Source organism: Candidatus Villigracilis affinis (assembly GCF_016705895.1).
GTDB classification, from domain to species: domain Bacteria; phylum Chloroflexota; class Anaerolineae; order Anaerolineales; family Villigracilaceae; genus Villigracilis; species Villigracilis affinis.
Genome location: NZ_JADJKT010000036.1, coordinates 654900 through 672610, shown reverse-complemented (window position 1 = coordinate 672610; position 17711 = coordinate 654900). Strand labels below are relative to the sequence as shown.

The following is a 17711-nucleotide window of genomic DNA, read 5'->3' as shown; positions in this document are numbered from 1 at the left end:
CTAATGTTGCTTGTAATGAATATCCGACAGTGATCGCAATCGTTCCGTTGCCACTTCGGGGGTGATGTCACGTTGCGGCATGGCGAGCATTTCGTAGCCGACCATAAATTTGCGGACGGTGGCCGAGCGCAGCAGCGGCGGATAAAAATGCGCGTGCAGAGTCCATTCGGGATGCGGCTGTCCATCAGCGGGGGCTTGATGGAATCCCATTGAATAGGGGAATGAGATCTCAAACAAATTGTCGTATCTTGTCGTGACCTGTTTGAAGACTTCGGCCAATGCAGAGATTTCCACCGATGACAGTTCCTTCAACGAAGCGGATGCGCGATGCGCGCTCACAAGCACCTCGAACGGCCACACCGCCCAAAAAGGGACCAACGCTGTGAAATGGTCGTTGGAGAATAAGATGCGGTCTTTTTGTTTATGTTCCTCTTTTATATAATCCACCAGCAATGGACTGCTGTTCTTATTGAAATATTCCGTTTGTGTGGCAAGTTCTTTGATGATTTCATTCGGCAGTTGGGACTGTGACCAAAGCTGGCTGTGCGGGTGCGGATTGGAACAGCCCATCATCGCGCCTTTGTTTTCAAAGACCTGCACATATTTGATGTAATCCAATTCGGCGAGTTTTGCGGATTCATTTGTCCATGTGTTGAGCACGTTTTCGATGACGGGCAATTCGAGTTCGGGCAATGTCAGGTCGTGGCGGGGGGAGAAACAAACTACCAGACACTTCCCCTGCTCGGGAGCAGAGACAAGCAACGGGTGGGATGAGGCGGAAGCGTCTTCAGGAGCATCAGGCAGCAGCGCAGCAAAATCGTTGTTGAAGACGTATGTGCCAGAATAGTCAGAATTGAAAACGCCGCCAGCGCGTTCGTTGCGCGGACAGAGATAGCAGGTGGGGTCGTAGGTGGGGAGGGTTTCGGGGGAAAGTTTTTCGACCTGCCCAAGCCAGGGACGTTTGGCGCGGTGCGGCGAGACGAGCACCCATTCACCCGTGAGGGCGTTATAGCGGCGGTGTGGATTGTTCAACATGGTTATTCCTTCTCAAAAATGATTTCTATCCATTCAAGGATTTCGTGGTTTTGGGTTTGTTGGAGCTTGATTTCTATTCGGCTGTTTGAACAGGCAACTTGCGTTTTCGTTGCGCGTCCGCTGAAATAATGTTCGATGATGGTTGCGCTGTTGTGAAGCGGAGTATGACTGATTGTACAACTGCCATCGCCAAATGGGACGATGCCGAGGTGAGTAGATTCTGAAATGCCATCGTCGGTTAGGGATGCGACGACCAGTGTGACATCGGTGTGAAGGATGTCTTTGTAATTTTTCGGCGCGGGCTTTCCATCGAGGTTGTGAGTGCGGAGTGCGAGGAGGACGGTCTTGTCGTTTTCGATGCGTTCCCACGAGGGAGAAAAGCCAGCGCGCAAACCGCCCTGCCATTTTGCATGGACGGGATACGTTTGGAAAACAACTTGATTGCGTGCAATGGCAGCGAGCCCGTTGAATTTTGCAATGACTTCGTCTGTGGGCATGCCGCCGCTTTCATCACCATCAAAGCAATGCAGGGAGCCGAGTGTGCCAGAGGCGATGGTGTCGAACCAAATATCGGGCGCGGATTCCCATTCGTAGCCTGAGGAACTGTAGGTGGGCATGCCGAGTTCGCCGCACAGGCTGCTGAAGAAGACGCGGCGATTGGTTTCGAGGTCGTAGTCGCCGATGCAATAGACGAGGTCATCGGGGCTGTGTAAATCGTAATGCTCAATCAACAGCGGCGAGAGGCCGTAGTACATGATGACGAGGTCTGGGTTTTCTTCTTTCATCGCGCCAATCACAACTTCCAAACCTTTTTGGAGAAGGCGTTCGCCTGCAAAGTTCATGTCGGCAGGGGCGGCGACATCGAGCGAGGGGAGTTCGTAGCCAAAGTCAAATTTGATGAGGTCAGGTTTGTAGCGGCGGACAAACTCTTTGGCGCGTTCGCTCAAAACTTTTTGGACGATGGGCTGCGTGACATCGTAGATTCCGTAGCGGGAGGTTTGATGGTCGAGCCAGAGCGGTTTGCCTGCGGGCGTTTGCAGGAGATTGGATTCGTCCAAGCCGAGGGCGGCGGGGTTTTGACAGCGCAGGAACGCCGCCCACAAGCCGATGAAATATCCCTGCCCGCGAATGTCATTCAATAAATTTTCAAAATGAGGGAAGCGTTCGGCGTCGTGTTTTAACTCGCCGTGTTGACCTTCCCATTTGTCGTCAATCACAAACGTGCGCGCCTTCATTCCAGAGCGTTGAAGTTTATTGAAAATGTCTCTGACGATTTCTTCGGTCAACTCTTCGGAGTTCATCGCCATGGATGATTCAACTCCCCATGTGTTGTATTGCGGCGCGAGCATCACATCTTTTTTCTTGCCCGAAATATTTTTTGGCGCAATGATTTTTTCACGTTGAAGAATTTTGTAATAACTGCGAATGGCTTCGTGATAATTCTCGCCGAACGCAATCAAAAACGAAAAGCCAAGTTTGTTTGGCTTGTGCTTCCAAATGTCGCTGCGAAGATTCAACACAGGGCTGATTCCAATTTCGCGAATCTCCAAACGGAAATCACCTTGCGGCAATTCGGCGAGTCCCCAACATGCCGCGCCCGATTGCAGCGCCTTCGCGCCGATGGCGTTCCACTTATCCGATGTGTTGAAGGTGCAAAAATAATGCGCGGGCAATCCCCATTGCTGCGTGAGCCCAGGGCCGCGCATGGCGCCAGAGCCGAGCACCGTCGTCACCGAAAGCCGCGAATGCAAATCCACCACGGGGTTGATGGACGTGCTCATGCACAAGCCAGGCACCACCGCGTAATGGCTGTACATCGAAGGCTTGTATGCGCCGCCGTCCATTTCGGGGAAGTAAATAATTTGAGCGATGTCACTGTCCACGGGGGATTCGAGCAGAAGCGGTTCGAGGGAGATAAAGTCCATTTGGAAGAACCAGCTCACAGTTAAGCGCGATGCGTTTTTTGTCGCTTGGTAGATGATGGAAACGCGGTCATTCTTAATCTGATAACTGGTCTGTGAGTCGAGAAACATTTCCGCCCCGATAATGAGCGGCTTGTGTTTCGCGCGAGAGATGAGCCGCAGATTCGCATCGTATAGGTTGAAGATGTCAGTCTCGGCGTCCCATTCCCATGCGTAGGTGGGGGAGGTGACGTGGATTTTGTGCTGGTTTTCGTTGATTTTGACCATTTGGAGAAATTGCCTCTTGACAAAGTATTGTCGTTCTTGTAAACTAATGTTACCGTTCACATGAACGGTAACATTATACAAACCCCCACAAGAAATGTCAAATTCTCACCCAACCCTTCGTGATGTTGCCCGTTTAGCTGGTGTTTCACACCAGACCGTTTCGCGCGTGATCAATGGGAGTGAGGATGTTCTTCCCGAAACCCGCGCGATCGTGGAAGCCGCGATTGAGCAGTTAGGATACCGCCCGAACGCGATTGCCCGTTCGATGGCGCGCGGTCAGACGCACACGTTAGCTTGCATTTCCCCCAATTTGACAGATTACACCTTTGCCAGCGTTATCGAGGGCGCTGAAGTGGAAGCCCGACAGCATGATTATTTCATGCTGTCTTCGTCTGCTACTGATCCGAAGGCGTTTCAAGCGTTAGTGGATGAATTGGTGGGGCACCGCCGAGTGGATGGGTTGATCGTCATCAATCCGTATTCCGATGACCGCTTTTTACATATCCCTGAGAATTTTCCTGTGGTATTCGTGGGTGCGCGTTCCCATGAAAAGGAAATTTGCTCTGTTTCATTGGATGATGAAAAAGTGGCGTATGAAGCTACCCGTCATTTGATCTCGCTGGGTCATACCAACATTGCGCTTGTTACTGGTCCCATGGAAGAGGATTGTTCGCAGGACCGCGCAGAAGGATACCGTCGTGCCTTGCAAGAGGCTGGCATTGCATACGATGAATCCAAGGTGCTGGAAGGGGACTGGTCGGCTTCATCTGGTCAGCGCGCTTTGCTTTCCTTTGTTGAAAGTGGAAATGTGCCAACAGCAGTGTTTGCGCAAAATGACCGCATGGCGTTGGGTGTGCTGCGTGCAGCGCGTGATGTGAATTTAAAAGTCCCTTCACAACTGGCGGTCATCGGCGTGGACGATATGCCGCTGTCCTCTTATTTTGATCCGCCTCTCACCACCATGCAGCAGGATATGCCGCTCATTGGGCAGGAAGCCACCCGCATGTTGTTGGAGATCATCCAAAAGAAAACCCCGGCAGTGCGCGAGTTGAAATTATCGGCACAGTTGGTGATTCGACAATCAACATCTGATAAAGGAGGTGATTCCTAGTTCACAGCAACCTTTGACGAAAACAGTTTTTTGCAAGTCTATCGCTCTTAAATATTCAAGGAGAAGAATAAATGAAGAACAATATGTTTTTGAAGGCTCTCAGCCTTTTCGTAGTTGCATCGTTCATCTTGACCGCTTGTGGTGCCCCAGCTACTGAGGCTCCTGCTGCGACTGAAGCCCCAGAGGCTACCGAAGCTCCCGCAATGACTGAAGCGCCTGCCGCAACCGAAGCACCTGCCGCAGAAGATGTTGAAATCCGCTGGCGCACCCGCCCTGACAATCAGGAAGAAATTGACGTCTATAGCCAGATCAGCACTGATTTGGATTCCGAACTTGATGGCATTACCCTCACCTACGAACCCGGTGGTTCCGAAGGCGCGAACTATCAAGATCAGTTGAAGGCTGAAATTGCAGCTGGAACCGCTCCCGATGTCTTCTGGATCCCCGGAACCGATGTTGCCGATTTCGCAACCCGTGGTTTGATCTTGAACGCCTCTGACCTCGCTGCTGGATCTGATTTCAACGTTGACGATTTCTATGCTGGCCCGATGTTCCATCTCACCTACAATCCTGAGACCGGCGCTTCCGGCGCTGACTCTGGTGCGCTGTGGGGTATTCCTCGCGATGTGTCCACATTCGCTCTCTACTTGAACATGGACTTGATCAACGAAGCTGGCGCTCCCGATCCCCGTGAACTCGCTGCCAACGGCGAATGGACCTGGGATGCCTTCCTCGATGTAGCTCAGAAGACCCGCGCTCTCGGCTCCGATGTGTACGGTTACGGTGCGAGCGCCTGGTGGGGTCCTTATGGTGTTTGGTTGAACGCTTCCGGCGGCGGCTTCTTCACTGAAGACCGCGCTGCCTGCGCCCTCAACACCGAAGAGTCCCTCTCCGGTCTCGATTTCCAACGCTCTCTCTATCAGGATTTTGATGTCGCCACTCCGTATGGCGAAGATCCTGAGCCGACCTTCCGCGCTGGCAAAGTTGCCATGTTCCAGAATGGTCGTTGGGCTACCCCCGGCGTCCGCACTGTGGACTTTGAATGGGATGTTGTTGAACTTCCCGCTGGCCCAAGCGGTACCGCTGGTAACTGGTTGTTCTGGGGCGCTTATGTGATCAATGCCAATACCGAACATCCTGAAGAAGCCTGGGCCCTCGCTCAAGCTCTCACTACCGCTCAGACCCAGGGCAAGATCTCCGCTCTCGGCGCCAACATCCCCAGCCGTGTAAGCCAGGAAGCTCTCGATGCCTTCCTCACCTTCACACCTCCTGCCAACAATCAGGCTTTCTTGAACGGTATCGCCGCTGGCGCCAACCCGACCGCTGAAGGTCCATTGTGGGCTGGTTCCTGGCCTGAATATGACAAGATCATGGGCCCGGCCATCCAGGGTGTGTTGACTGGTGCAACCTCCGTTGAAGATTTCGGCGCGACCATCTGCGACGAAGCCAACAAGGTCTTCAACCAGTAACTTGTAAGATGAACGAAGTGGCAGGCAAAATATATTTTGCCTGCCACTCTTTTTTAGGAATAGAAAGAAATCCCCAAGCTACAAAGCCATTTGTGATTTCGTGATTTTTTTGTATGACCCATCCGTGCTGGCCTGATCCGTGGAGATGTGAACCAATGACCGCTTATTCACAAGTAGACCCAAAAACGAATCTCGTTTTACGCATCCATTTCTTCTGGCGTATTCTATTTGCCATACTTGCTGCCGCTGGTGCGGTCTATATTTGGGTAGGTGGGATGGAAACCGCCCTTTGGCAAAAGATATTGATCTCCGTTGCTCTGGCAATGGCCTCCATTTTCAGCGCGATCGGCGCCGTTCAGATCTCGCGACGCAATCACAGCGGCAGGATGATCTCATTAGTCCTGGACTATCTCGCATTCGTTGTCTGTTTTGTTCTCATGCTAAACACAGGCGAGATATTCATTGGTATTGATGCACTTGCCGAAACATTCCCGAAGGGCATCCCTTATTTGGGGATCACAGTTGTCGGTTATTTCCTGAGCATCATGGATGAATACCTTCCGCAGAAAAAACAGACATCCGAAAATAGTTTGAAGGTCGTTGGCCGCTGGGTGATGCTGGCAGGTTTTGCGATCTTCCTTCTGCAAGTGGATGCCATCAACGGCATCATTTATTTCCTTGGCAAGCTCGTTCAACCGATGGGAATTACATCTGTGATCGGTGCCGTTATTTTCAGCATATCCATCTGGTCGATGATGCGGGACAATGTGTCTCAGGCTCTGCATGCGAAGACCGACCATGAACAGGTCATCAACGGATGGCTGTTCCTTTCTCCAAACCTGCTGGGCTTTCTCATCTTCTTTGCGGGTCCGCTCATTCTTTCGTTCTATTTTTCCTTCACAGATTCAGATGCCTTCAACACGCCCAACTGGATCGGCTTCGAAAATTACGCGAAGATCCTCAACGTCCGTTTTGCATGGCTTTCCACCCCGGATCAATTTGCCCGCGAAGTTGTGGATATCAAAGTCTATGATGAAGTAGGCCGCTTTTTGATCGGGGATGGCGGGATCTTATTTGCCGCCGCCGATAAATTTTTCTGGCTCGCGCTTCGCAACACTCTTGTCTTTGTGCTGTTCGCTGTTCCTTTGAGTGTGATCCCCGCTTTGGTATTGTCGAACGTCTTGAATAGCAAGCTGCCCGGTATGAAGTTTTACCGTGCCATTTATTTCATGCCGAGTATCGCCGCAGTCGTAGGTATTTCTCTCGTTTGGCAGTGGCTGTACAACGCCACGGTGGGATACATCAACTACTTCATCACGGTGGGGATCGAGTTCTGGAATAACCTCTTCAACCTCGCCGTCGTTGACCCGAAGATCCAATGGGTCTCAGACGAAAAGACAGCCTTGCTTTCCATCATTATCATTGCCGCCTGGCAGACCATGGGATTCAACACCGTGCTCTTCCTCGCTGGCTTGCAAAACATCCCCGGTGAATTGTACGAAGCCGCCACAGTGGACGGTGCAGGCGCATGGGACAAGTTCTGGAGCATTACTCTCCCCATGCTTGCCCCGACGACTTTTTATGTCGTGTCCACCACAACCATTCAAGCTATGCAGGTCTTCGAGCAGGTCTTCATTTTGATGAATCCAGCCGAGGGGCCGAACAACTCCACGATCACCTTGGTGCTTTATTTGTATCGCAGCGGTTTCCAGAATTTCCAGCAGGGCTACGCCTCTGCAATTGCGTGGGTATTGTTCATCGTCATCTTTGGTATTACGTTGGTTCAGTTCCAACGCCAGCGCCAATCGAGCATTTACGAAAGCTAACAGGAGCAGACATGAAAATTCAATCCTATCGTTTTCTACAGTTCCTGAATAAATTCCTTGTTTACTTTGTCCTCACCTTTTTTGCGCTGGTGATGATCTTCCCGTTCGCGTACATGCTCGCCACGTCCTTCAAAATTCCCGCGGACACATTCCGTTATCCGCCGCGCATGCTGCCCCGCAACCCGGAGACCATTGTTGTGGACGGCTACGATGAACCGCTTCCACTTTACTTTGTGGATGTGGACGGCGTGCAGAAGGAATATGCACTTGCCCAGAGCAATATCAAAGTTGGCACCTACGCCCCGGCTGACAATCTAACGGCCACCGTTGAGCGCTATCTCACAGAGGTGAAACCGACTGGCGGAGCGACGAACCAGCAAAAAGTGGAAGTGAACGGAGAGATGGAAAAACTCTTCGATGTCGAAGTGGATGGTCAGATCATCCCAATGATTTTGGTCAGCCAGACCACAGTGGGTGAGTTCGTGGACCCGCAGAACCCAGAGAATAAAGTTTTTCAAAACGTCCGTTTGAGCGAACCGGTGGAAACTTTTGGCGGGCATCCCGAGAACTACACCGAAGTCATTGAACTGAATAACATGGCCCGCGCGCTTACCAATACAGCGCTGGTGACCATCCTCGTGGTGGTGGGACAATTACTCACTTCGGTTGTCGGCGGCTATGCCTTTGCACGCCTGCGATTCCCTGGGCGTGACACGGTCTTCGTCTTTTATCTTGGTACGATCATGATTCCCTTTGTCATGCTCATCGTTCCCTTGTATCAACTCATGGTGCTCATCGGTTGGACGAATCGCCTCGCCGCCCTCATCATCCCGTGGATATTCTCTGCGTACGGCACGTTCCTCATGCGCCAGCACTTCATCACCTTCCCCAAGGAAATTGAAGAAGCCGCGTTGTTGGACGGTGCCTCACGCCTCCAGATCCTGTGGCAAATTCTCATCCCTGCCAGTGTGCCAGCCCTGGCAACGCAAGCCACCTTCACATTCCTGTACGCGTGGAATTCCTTCTTCTGGCCGCTGGTCATCATCAATGTAGGCAACGAGAAGAATCATGTGCTCACCCTTGCGCTCAACGTGCTACGCGGACGTGCATCCGATACGCCGAATCTCATTTTGGCAGGCGCAGCAATTGCCATTGTCCCGCCGCTGATCGTCTTCATCCTTGGTCAACGCTTCTTTGTAGAGAGCGTAGCCAGCAGCGGTGTCAAAGGATAGTAAAATCCAGGTTCACAAAGCCTGACCGTTTGGATAATAGACCGTGGACGATGGACAATAGACCGTAGTCTGCTGTCCATCGTCCACGGTCATTCCATGCAATCATTTTAATTTCAAGGAGAACGTGCATCATGTTACAGAAAAAGGATGGCCGATACGAGGTATACGGAAACCCCATCACAGAACGCCAAACCCGCGCAGCAGATCAATGGAAGGCCATGCTGGCGAAGAAATTCAATTACGACCCCAATGAAAAATTCAATCTTACCGTCGAAGACCATCCTTACGATTCAGGTATCTTTGGCCTCAAGAATATCGTCCGCAATGGAAATGGCAAGCCGCTCGATAAAACAAACGGCGTCATCGTCAGCACCATCCGCATGGGATTCGGTCACTACCGCATCGCCATGGCGGGTGTCTCTGCGGCAAAGGCAATGGGCTTCACTCCGTACTGGCTTGATCTGCTCGGCATCCCCGGCATCAGCACAGACGTGATCAACTGGTGCAATACCAACTACAGCAAATATTCGCGCATCTCACAGCGTTATCCGTGGTTCGATAAATACGTGTGGGAATCTCTCACCACGGGCGAACCAACTCTCCCCGGGTTGGACGCGCTCTTCAATTACATGACCAGCACCTGGCCGTGGCGCTTCCTCAAGACCGAAGTCAAAGATTACAAGATGAGCGAGCTGTTCAATAATCTTTACGGCGCGCTTCCATCGGATATGCCCACGCTCACCTCCCACATGTGGACAGCGATGGGCGCTGTCGCGGGCGGCATGACCAACGTGGTGGACATGATGTTCGACAACTGGCCGATGGCTTTCCAACTCACCGAAGGCGCCAAGCACGCGGTTCAATCTCCGTCAGGCTATTACGGCTTCCGTGCCATGCGCGGATTTGACGACAAAGGCAAAGTCCTCAAGCCCGTCCCGCAGGACGCGCTCTTCTTCACAGGTCATCACGTTGACCATGAACTCGTCGAGAACATCGAAGTCGATTGCGCAGATCGCATCACCCGCATGAATGCAAAAGAACCCCGCCGCTTCCTCGTCACGATGGGCGGCGCTGGCGCGCAGCGTGAACTCTTCAAAGCCATCATCGAACACGCTGTCCCAATGATCGAGAAAGACCAGATCGCGCTCTTCATCAACCTCGGCGACCACAAAGACAATTGGGTTTGGCTGCAGGAACAACTTGCTCACCACAAAGACCTGATCAACACGCACTTCACCTGGGAAGACACCAAAGAATTCACAGACAGCATTCGCAAGAAGCCCGCGCACGGTCTGCACATCTTCCTGCACGACAATACCTTCCACGCGGTCTATGCCACCAACTATCTCATGCGCGTCATGGATGTGATGATCACCAAGCCCAGCGAACTCGCCTTCTATCCCGTTCCCAAAATTTTCAACGCCCGCGTCGGCGGACATGAAATGTGGGGCGCCATCCGCGGCGCAGAGATCGGCGACAGCACCGTCGAAACCCGCACCATTCCGCAAACCCTGCAAGCCATCGACCTCCTCACCGAAGCCGATGACCTGCTCGCCATGTTCTGCGATTGCATCGTCAAGAACAAAAGCATCGGCATCTACGACGGCGCGTATAAGAGCGTTGAACTCGCCACGGGTAAAAAATTCAAAAGATAAAGAATCGATATAAACATGACCAGCCCCGAAATTATTCTTTCGGGGCTGATTTTTCTTAATAACTCAGCTTATGCAATGTCGTTCTGCCGCCCGCGTTCAATTACGTTACCCGTCTACGGTAGACTTTGAACTTCGGGCATCTTTGTCAGCACCACGCGTGAGAGAACCAGAGAACAAATTGCGAACAGGGTCATTGCGAACCCCAATCCCATTTTTTCACCGAGTGCACCGATCATCAAATTGCCGAACGGTGCGAAACCAAAAAAGGTCAGCGTATATAACCCCATGACCCGTCCGCGAAAGCTATCTTCCACGCGGGTTTGAAGGAGGGTGTTGATCGTGGTGAATTGGACCATGAAGCCAATCCCCAGACCAAATGCCAGCAAAAGCGAAAGCGGATAACTGCTCACGAAAGCAAACGCGATAAGGATCAGCGGAAACGCAATGTTGGTAATGACCAATAACTTTCCGCGCCTGCCATGGCTTACTTGATTCGCCAACAGCAAGGCTCCCATGACTGCACCCAATCCAGACGCTGTATTTACCCAACCATAGGCGATCGCTCCCTGATGAAGAGTCTTCTCTACGAATGCGGGCAGGATCGTGAAATAGGAAACACCAAATATACTGAAGACCAGCGAGAGCAGGATCAATGCGGCGATCTCACGGGTGCCAGCCGCATAGCGCAAGCCGCTGACCAATTGCTGCCACGGCGAAGTGGTCTGTTGTCGGCGTTGATGCGGAGGGAGTTTCATGAGCCATAATCCGGTAAGCACTGCAAAAAAGGAAATTCCATTCAATGTAAAGCACCAGGCTGCGCCGATCACCGCCAGCATCATCCCCGCGATCGCTGGCCCGATGACGCGTGCACTGTTGAACATCATCGAATTCAAGGCGATGGCATTCGGAAGATCCTTTTTTCCCACCATCTCAGGAACAAATGCCTGACGCGCCGGGGCATCGAAGGCATTGACCACGCCCAATAGGGCGGCCAGAATAATCACATGCCACTCTTGAACCACATTTGAAAATGTCAGGGCTGCCAATGCAAACGCCAGAATCATCGCGCCGGATTGAGTCATCATCAACAGGTTGCGGCGTGATACACGGTCCACCACCACGCCGCCCCACGGCGAAATGATCAGCGTGGGAATTGCCGAAGCAAAAGCAACCAGTCCCAGGGTCAACTCTGAATGACCGAGTTGATACACCACCCAACCCTGCGCAATGACCTGCATCCATGTGCCGATATTCGAGATCAACTGTCCGCCAAAATACAATTGATAATTTCGATGCCGCATGGCCACGAAGGTTGTATTGCCATCCGAGGGCGGGGGAGAACTCGAGAGGATCGGTTCAACGGGTTTGGCGGTATCTTCAATGATGGGCTTTCTCATGATTTCACGTACTCCTAAAACTATTCCATGGTTGATGGTTCGTTTTCAATTCATTTGAAGATGACATTGTATCCCCGAATGTGGATGCCGAAATACGGCCCGATCGTGACGAACCTTGGGCCTGCTTCTGCCCAAAGTGCAGAGTCTCCCCGATACAATGACGGTTATGTCCTGGAATTCTGGTAATCCCTTTTTATAGCCAGGAACAAAATGAGTAGTTTTACGCAAGTGATTTAAGTACCGGAACGATTGAGGTAAACTTCTCGTATGACTATACTGTAGATAAGAAAAACGAAAAGGCAAACCTGTCTAAAGGCAGGGACGCAAAGTCATGGGTCTAACGTCACGCAAGTGACCATGACCGCCAGGCCGCCGAATACCACAAGAAACCTCACGTGATTATTTGACCTGGCTTAACATAAGCCGGGTCTTTTTAATCAAATGGCTTGATCGTTTTTCAAAAACGCTGTTCGCTTCATTAGCGCAGATCCGATGAGAATCGGATTTGTCAAAAGGAGATAAGCCATGTTTCGCAATTTCAAAATTCTGTTGATCGTTCTTGTCGTAATCGTTGCCGCGGGAAGCGTGTACGCTTTCGCCGCAACGAATACCGTACCAGACAGCGCCGCGGGGTACAAGGCAAATGTAATTCCTGGTTACACAGTAACCAATATCGTATATGATCTGGATACGACCAACCCAACCCTGGTCGACGCGATCACCTTCGACGTCGCCCCCAGCAGCGGGACAGTTATTGCTGCCATAGCAAAACTTCAGACCGCAACAGGCGGCGCCTGGACAGATTGCACCCTCGTAGCTGGTGTCGCCCCGTCCATGGAAGTTACCTGCACCTATGGCGCTCTCAACCTTATTGATGTTACCGCACTGAACATTGTCGCCAGCAGCACCCTCGACCCGTAATATCCGTATGACACTGACATTTGAATAGCTCATTATGAAGATAGGGTCTGGCCTTGCCAGGCCTTATCTTCATAAATACAATAAACGAACTTTCAAATTCACACATGCTCCTGTAAGCATCTTATGAAACAAACCCAGCGCTGGTCATCCATTTTCTTCAATCTCATCCTGTTTGTGGGACTCATATTTTTTTGGATTACTTTCGCCCCGACCAAAATTGGTGGACAGGCATCCTACGTAATGGTGAATGGCATCAGCATGGAGCCAAACTACCATACCGGTGACCTGGTCATTGTTCGCAGGGCAAAAACATACCAAATTGGTGACGTTGTCACTTATCGCGATGCAGAAATGGGCGCATATGTGATTCACCGTATCGTCGGCATTGAGCAGGGACATTTCGTAATAAAAGGCGATAATAATTCGTGGATTGATGCATCCCAGCCCACCCCTGAAGAAATCACCGGCAAACAGTTGGCTTACTTGCCCAAAGCGGGTTTGGCAATGCAGTGGCTTCGCAAACCCCTTAACCTGTCACTCACCATTGTTTTACTGGGAGGTATTTTTATGTCCAGTCTGATAACCAAACCATCAAAAGGCAAAAAGGGAAAGAATGGCTCATCAATCGGGTTAGGTGGAATGCTTGAGGGCATGCTATACCTGCTGGGGACCCTGTTTATCGGGTTTCTTGGCTTGGCCATTTTTGCATTCACCCGGCCAGCCACGCGTACGGCAGATACCATTCCGTATCAACAGGATGGTATCTACTCCTATACTGCGACTGGATCCCCCGGAGTTTATGACACGGGGATGGTACGCAGCGGGGAACCTGTTTTCCCCCGACTGGCATGTTTTCTCAATATTGGGCTTGCCTATAATATTACGGGGAATCAGCTTCAAAGTTTATCGGGCAGCCAGCAAATGTTTGCACGGATCATAGATCAGCCGAGCGGCTGGCAGCGTACCATCCCATTACTTCCACAAACAGCATTCAGCAGTAATCCATATTTCGGTACGGCCACCTTGGATATTTGTCAATTGGAAACATTAGTAAATTTGGTTGAAAAAGAAACAGGGCTGCGCACAAACTCTTATACCGTTGAAATCGTTACAAACATTGCCTTCACTGCTGTCGTTTCAGGACAAGTGATCTCTGACACATTTGACCCCACACTTGCTTTCAAGTATGACAAAGTGCATCTCTATCTTGCCAATACGAATGATGAAATAGACCCCATGCGCATAACGAAAGAGGGTCTTGCAAATAGCTCCAGCATGCAAGCCAGTACTTTGTCCTTGCTGGGATGGGAGACTACAGTTGACTTTATTCGCTTATTTTCCCTGCTTGGATTAGGAATTTCATTTAGTGGGCTTGCCATCATGGGTCTGTCCATCTTTAATATGACCCGTCAAAACGAAGAGGCGCTCATTCGCTTACGCTACGGCTCAATGATAGTGGACGTTCACGAAAAAAGCCTGGAATTTACCTCCGCCTTGATCGATGTCACCAGTATGGATAATCTTGCCAAACTTGCCGAACGACAGGGGACCATGATTCTTCACATGACCCGCAATTTCCTGCATTATTATTTTGTGCAGGATAATAGGGTGACATATCGCTACGTGATCAGCATGGGGAGGAAGGGTATCGTCGAAAACGAGTCGAGCCATGATGAGGCATTAAGAACTGCTCCTGATCTTGAACAATATAACCTGCCTGTGAAAGAACCTGTACAGCTAAAAATGCAAAGGCATTGGACGAATGTCCATAGAAAGAATGGTAGAAGGCCAAAACCAATTCAAAATGAGGTGTTGGAGCCTGCTGTCAATTACGGGAAAAATACGATTCGGGAGAATTGGTCAATTGCTGAAAAAGAACCTGAATATGTCATTCATACAGGTGAAATTGAATTTGTGATGACTCAGCCGGAGACGGAAATGTTACGAAAGATCAAGTTGTAAAAACCTTCCTTGCTTGATTTTTTGAAATTCATTTCATCTGCCGAAGAGATGAGCGCGCAGGTTGAAGAAGTCACTGCTTCGGCTCAATCACTGATGGAGATGGCCAAGTCATTGCAGGGGACCGTACAGCAATTCAATCTTGGAGAAGCGATGACACCCGCATAGTTTTTGGACGAATTACCACCCGCGTCAAACCCGACCTGCAACCTGCCGCTGAAAAAAATGCCTGTTCCTCCCCGACGGTGTATCAGTGCTGCACATTTTTATCGTGTTTCTTTTTAAGCTCACTTCAATATTTCTTTTACAATTGCTTCGAGTGGGTTGTCTTTGGTAAAGATTTTTGCTGACTTAATTTCTTTCGAAGTTAATTTCTCTTTCAATTCAGCGGCCATTTTTTCAGCGCGGACTCTTGTTTCCTGCATGATAGCAGGATGATCAATGCAGATCAGAAGCAGTTGGAGGGCATACTGATGATCCGCGTGTTTTGCATGCGCGCTGGCAATGCCAACGATCGCTTCCATGGCGGTGATCATTCCATGGGTTTCCATCGAGAGCCGCAGGGACTCGTGCCAAAGGTGTTTGGCTTCTGAATCATTTCCCAGGGCAAATGTGCTTTGCCCCATTTCCGAAAGAAGTCGTGCCATATCCCAACGGGCACCAAGTTCGGTGAAGATCTGCAGACTCGAGCGGAACAAGCCGAGCGCTTCCGCATGTTTTCCCTGTGCCTGTTCCACCAGCCCCAATCCGCGATATGAATTTGCTAATCCCGTACGATCTCCAATTGAACTATTGATCGCCAGGCTTTCTTCCAATGCTGCGTAAGCATCATCGTATTTACGTGCCGCCATCGCGCCCAGGCTTAGCGAGGTGAGTCCAAACGCAGTGAATCGCTGGTCGCCTGTTTTGCGCCACGCTTCCACAGCGGATTGAAATTGTTTGTGAATGTCATTTGCTGTGCCTGTCATAAGGTTGATGCCAACCACCTCAGTCAGGCATAAAGCTTCATACCATTGATCGTTAATATCCCTGGCAATTTGTAGCCCTTCCATGAATAGTTTCGATGAGCCAACAAGATCACCTGTAATGATCGTGATGATTCCCATGAAGGTCACCGCTTCCACTAGAATCCGAGGCTCATTTATGGAACGCAGAATTTCAAGACTGCGGGTAAGCATGGTATGTGCTTGTTCATATTTTCCCATCCGAAATGCGAATAGCGAACGGGATGTAAGCACATGCGCCAACGCCACCTGCTCCGTTCTGGAAAGCGATGACTTCGTTTCCAAAACATCCTTCACCCGCCCGAGATAATCCAATCCTTCCTGTGCCCAGCCCAATGTATCCAAAAATGTCGAATAGGCGCGCATGGTCATTTCGATCAATGCAAATTCTTTGTGGGCAAGCGCCCATTCCAACGCACTGCGGATATTGTCAACATCGGCGATTAATTCAGTAAGAGCTTCGCGCTGGATGGAACTTCGCAAAGGCACATCCTGTTGACTCAAGAAAGCCATGAAATATTGACCGTGACGAGCCGCCGCTTCTTTCTTAACTTTAGGATGGTTCTCCAATTCTTCAAGAGTGTACTGTCTGATGATTTCGTGCAGATCGTACCGCCCTGTCCCACTTCGTCGGATCAATGATTTTGTGACCAACGCCGAGAGCGCTGGGAGAGTCGCATTTGCAACCTGCTGCGCCGCCTCGCGCGAGAATCCTCCCTGAAAAATAGAAAGCCGAAGTAAAACGTTTTGCTCTTCTTCGGGGAGCAATTTCCATGAATGGTCGAAGACTGCGCGCATGGAGCGGTGACGTGGCGGCAGATCCTTTGCAGAGACAGATAGAAAATCCAAGCCGTTCTCGATCTCTTTTGCAATTTCGTCGCAAGTGAGAGTCCGCACCCAGGCTGCGGCGAGTTCGATTCCCAACGGCATTCCATTCACCAACTGACAGATGCGGACGATGGCAGGATAATCTTCCGTCGTAGCATCGAAACCCACATGAGCACGGCGGGCACGTTGCAAGAACAACTCCACAGATGTGCCTTCCATGTCCGCGTTTTCAGGGATGGGCAAGCCGTGAACTTCAAATATCCATTCACCTTGCAAGCCCAATGACTCTCGGGATGTGACCAGTAGTTTTACTCTGGCCGCTTGTGCCAGCAATTCAGAGAAAAGCTCGGTAACTGAAGAATCGCCAAGCAGATGTTCGAGATTATCGGCAAGCAGGAGAATGTTTTTTTCTTTGAGATAGTTGAACAGTTGTAATTTGGGGTGTAGAGAACTTTCACCCTGCAACATAAATCCAATCGAATCTGCGATGACGGGAACTACAAAACGGGATGACTGAATTGGCGCAAGCGGAATGAAGTAAACACCATCTTCAAAACCAGCCTGACATTGTGACGCGGTTTCTATCGCGAGACGTGTCTTGCCAATGCCGCCTGGACCAACAATGGTCAACATGCGGCATTGCAGGTCGTTCAGCGTCTTGCTGAGTTCGTCCACTTCATGCTGACGACCGATCAATGGTGTCGGTAAAACGGGGAGATTGACGTGAGGTGAAGAAGCGGCTTGGGCCGGGGAAATGTTTGGGTGGGCAACCCGCTTCGATACGGGAGAGAGGCGTTCAGTCGTCAATTGACCGCGCGCTACTTTGATAAATGTCCCCCGCTCATCCAATGGAATATCCAGACAATTTGCGATCAGTTCTGCAATCTGCATGGAAGGTCGGCGCTCGCCGTCTTCGATCTTGCGAAGCATGGCGACAGAACAGCCGACGCGATTTGAAAACTCCTCGCGCGTGAGTTTGCGATCAGTACGCTGTCCACGAAGCCATTCGCCAAATGTATCCATGTAAAAAAATTGTATCACTTTTTGTAACACTGAATTGTTACCTGCAAAGCCTGCGCGGGATG

Annotated in this window: 12 protein-coding genes and 1 riboswitch; of the genes, 8 read left to right on the top strand and 4 right to left on the bottom strand. The window is 50.7% G+C overall.

The features are described from left to right. Together IPI86_RS18345 and IPI86_RS18340 are read right to left on the bottom strand one after the other, a co-directional pair. The gene (locus tag IPI86_RS18345) at positions 1-1035 is read right to left on the bottom strand and encodes a UDP-glucose--hexose-1-phosphate uridylyltransferase (protein ID WP_345299459.1); all 1035 of its coding nucleotides are present in this window, start codon (positions 1033-1035) and stop codon (positions 1-3) included. A 2-nt stretch (positions 1036-1037) separates the two neighbouring features. Then, positions 1038-3224: a TIM-barrel domain-containing protein gene (locus IPI86_RS18340; RefSeq protein WP_345299458.1), complete on the bottom strand. Its 2187-nt coding sequence runs from the start codon at positions 3222-3224 to the stop codon at positions 1038-1040. A gap of 94 nt (positions 3225-3318) precedes the next feature. On the opposite strand from IPI86_RS18340, the gene IPI86_RS18335 reads away from it, so the two are divergent. From IPI86_RS18335 to IPI86_RS18315, 5 genes are all read left to right on the top strand, one after another. Continuing rightward, complete coding sequence (locus IPI86_RS18335) at positions 3319-4335, top strand: LacI family DNA-binding transcriptional regulator (RefSeq protein WP_345299457.1); 1017 nt, start codon at positions 3319-3321, stop codon at positions 4333-4335. A 71-nt stretch (positions 4336-4406) separates the two neighbouring features. Further along, positions 4407-5804, top strand: coding sequence for a sugar ABC transporter substrate-binding protein (locus tag IPI86_RS18330; protein ID WP_345299456.1), 1398 nt, complete (start codon positions 4407-4409; stop codon positions 5802-5804). Between the two features lie 155 nt (positions 5805-5959). Further along, positions 5960-7630: a sugar ABC transporter permease gene (locus tag IPI86_RS18325; protein WP_345299455.1), complete on the top strand. Its 1671-nt coding sequence runs from the start codon at positions 5960-5962 to the stop codon at positions 7628-7630. Positions 7631-7641: 11 nt separating this feature from the next. Then, on the top strand, positions 7642-8862 hold the full coding sequence (locus IPI86_RS18320) for a carbohydrate ABC transporter permease (RefSeq protein ID WP_345299454.1): 1221 nt from the start codon (positions 7642-7644) through the stop codon (positions 8860-8862). 131 nt (positions 8863-8993) lie between these two features. Next, positions 8994-10517 carry a hypothetical protein gene (locus tag IPI86_RS18315; RefSeq protein ID WP_345299453.1) on the top strand — a complete coding sequence of 508 codons (1524 nt, stop codon included), beginning with the start codon at positions 8994-8996 and terminating at the stop codon, positions 10515-10517. A 113-nt stretch (positions 10518-10630) separates the two neighbouring features. Here IPI86_RS18315 and IPI86_RS18310 read toward each other — a convergent pair whose 3' ends face one another. Beyond that, positions 10631-11914, bottom strand: coding sequence for an MFS transporter (locus IPI86_RS18310; protein WP_345299452.1), 1284 nt, complete (start codon positions 11912-11914; stop codon positions 10631-10633). A gap of 288 nt (positions 11915-12202) precedes the next feature. Continuing rightward, positions 12203-12291, top strand: a riboswitch (cyclic di-GMP riboswitch). Positions 12292-12439: 148 nt separating this feature from the next. Between IPI86_RS18310 and IPI86_RS18305 the strand changes: the two genes are divergently transcribed. From IPI86_RS18305 to IPI86_RS18295, 3 genes are all read left to right on the top strand, one after another. Then, entirely contained in the window at positions 12440-12835 is a 396-nt protein-coding gene (locus tag IPI86_RS18305) for a hypothetical protein (RefSeq protein WP_345299451.1), read from the top strand. A 123-nt stretch (positions 12836-12958) separates the two neighbouring features. After that, a complete protein-coding gene (locus tag IPI86_RS18300) occupies positions 12959-14797 on the top strand; it encodes a signal peptidase I (protein ID WP_345299450.1) in 1839 nt (612 codons plus the stop codon). A 9-nt stretch (positions 14798-14806) separates the two neighbouring features. Beyond that, the gene (locus IPI86_RS18295; RefSeq protein ID WP_345299449.1) at positions 14807-14962 is read left to right on the top strand and encodes a hypothetical protein; all 156 of its coding nucleotides are present in this window, start codon (positions 14807-14809) and stop codon (positions 14960-14962) included. Positions 14963-15081: 119 nt separating this feature from the next. On the opposite strand, the gene IPI86_RS18290 is transcribed toward IPI86_RS18295, so the two are convergent. Beyond that, complete coding sequence (locus tag IPI86_RS18290) at positions 15082-17649, bottom strand: tetratricopeptide repeat protein (protein ID WP_345299448.1); 2568 nt, start codon at positions 17647-17649, stop codon at positions 15082-15084. Positions 17650-17711: the final 62 nt, after the last annotated feature.

Bases quoted from the DNA above. Each gene is read 5' to 3' on its own strand.
- IPI86_RS18345 (WP_345299459.1), bottom strand. From the start codon at position 1,035: ATGTTGAACAATCCACACCGCCGCTATAACGCCCTCACGGGTGAATGG.
- IPI86_RS18340 (WP_345299458.1), bottom strand. From the start codon at position 3,224: ATGGTCAAAATCAACGAAAACCAGCACAAAATCCACGTCACCTCCCCC.
- IPI86_RS18335 (WP_345299457.1), top strand. From the start codon at position 3,319: ATGTCAAATTCTCACCCAACCCTTCGTGATGTTGCCCGTTTAGCTGGT.
- IPI86_RS18330 (WP_345299456.1), top strand. From the start codon at position 4,407: ATGAAGAACAATATGTTTTTGAAGGCTCTCAGCCTTTTCGTAGTTGCA.
- IPI86_RS18325 (WP_345299455.1), top strand. From the start codon at position 5,960: ATGACCGCTTATTCACAAGTAGACCCAAAAACGAATCTCGTTTTACGC.
- IPI86_RS18320 (WP_345299454.1), top strand. From the start codon at position 7,642: ATGAAAATTCAATCCTATCGTTTTCTACAGTTCCTGAATAAATTCCTT.
- IPI86_RS18315 (WP_345299453.1), top strand. From the start codon at position 8,994: ATGTTACAGAAAAAGGATGGCCGATACGAGGTATACGGAAACCCCATC.
- IPI86_RS18310 (WP_345299452.1), bottom strand. From the start codon at position 11,914: ATGAGAAAGCCCATCATTGAAGATACCGCCAAACCCGTTGAACCGATC.
- IPI86_RS18305 (WP_345299451.1), top strand. From the start codon at position 12,440: ATGTTTCGCAATTTCAAAATTCTGTTGATCGTTCTTGTCGTAATCGTT.
- IPI86_RS18300 (WP_345299450.1), top strand. From the start codon at position 12,959: ATGAAACAAACCCAGCGCTGGTCATCCATTTTCTTCAATCTCATCCTG.
- IPI86_RS18290 (WP_345299448.1), bottom strand. From the start codon at position 17,649: ATGGATACATTTGGCGAATGGCTTCGTGGACAGCGTACTGATCGCAAA.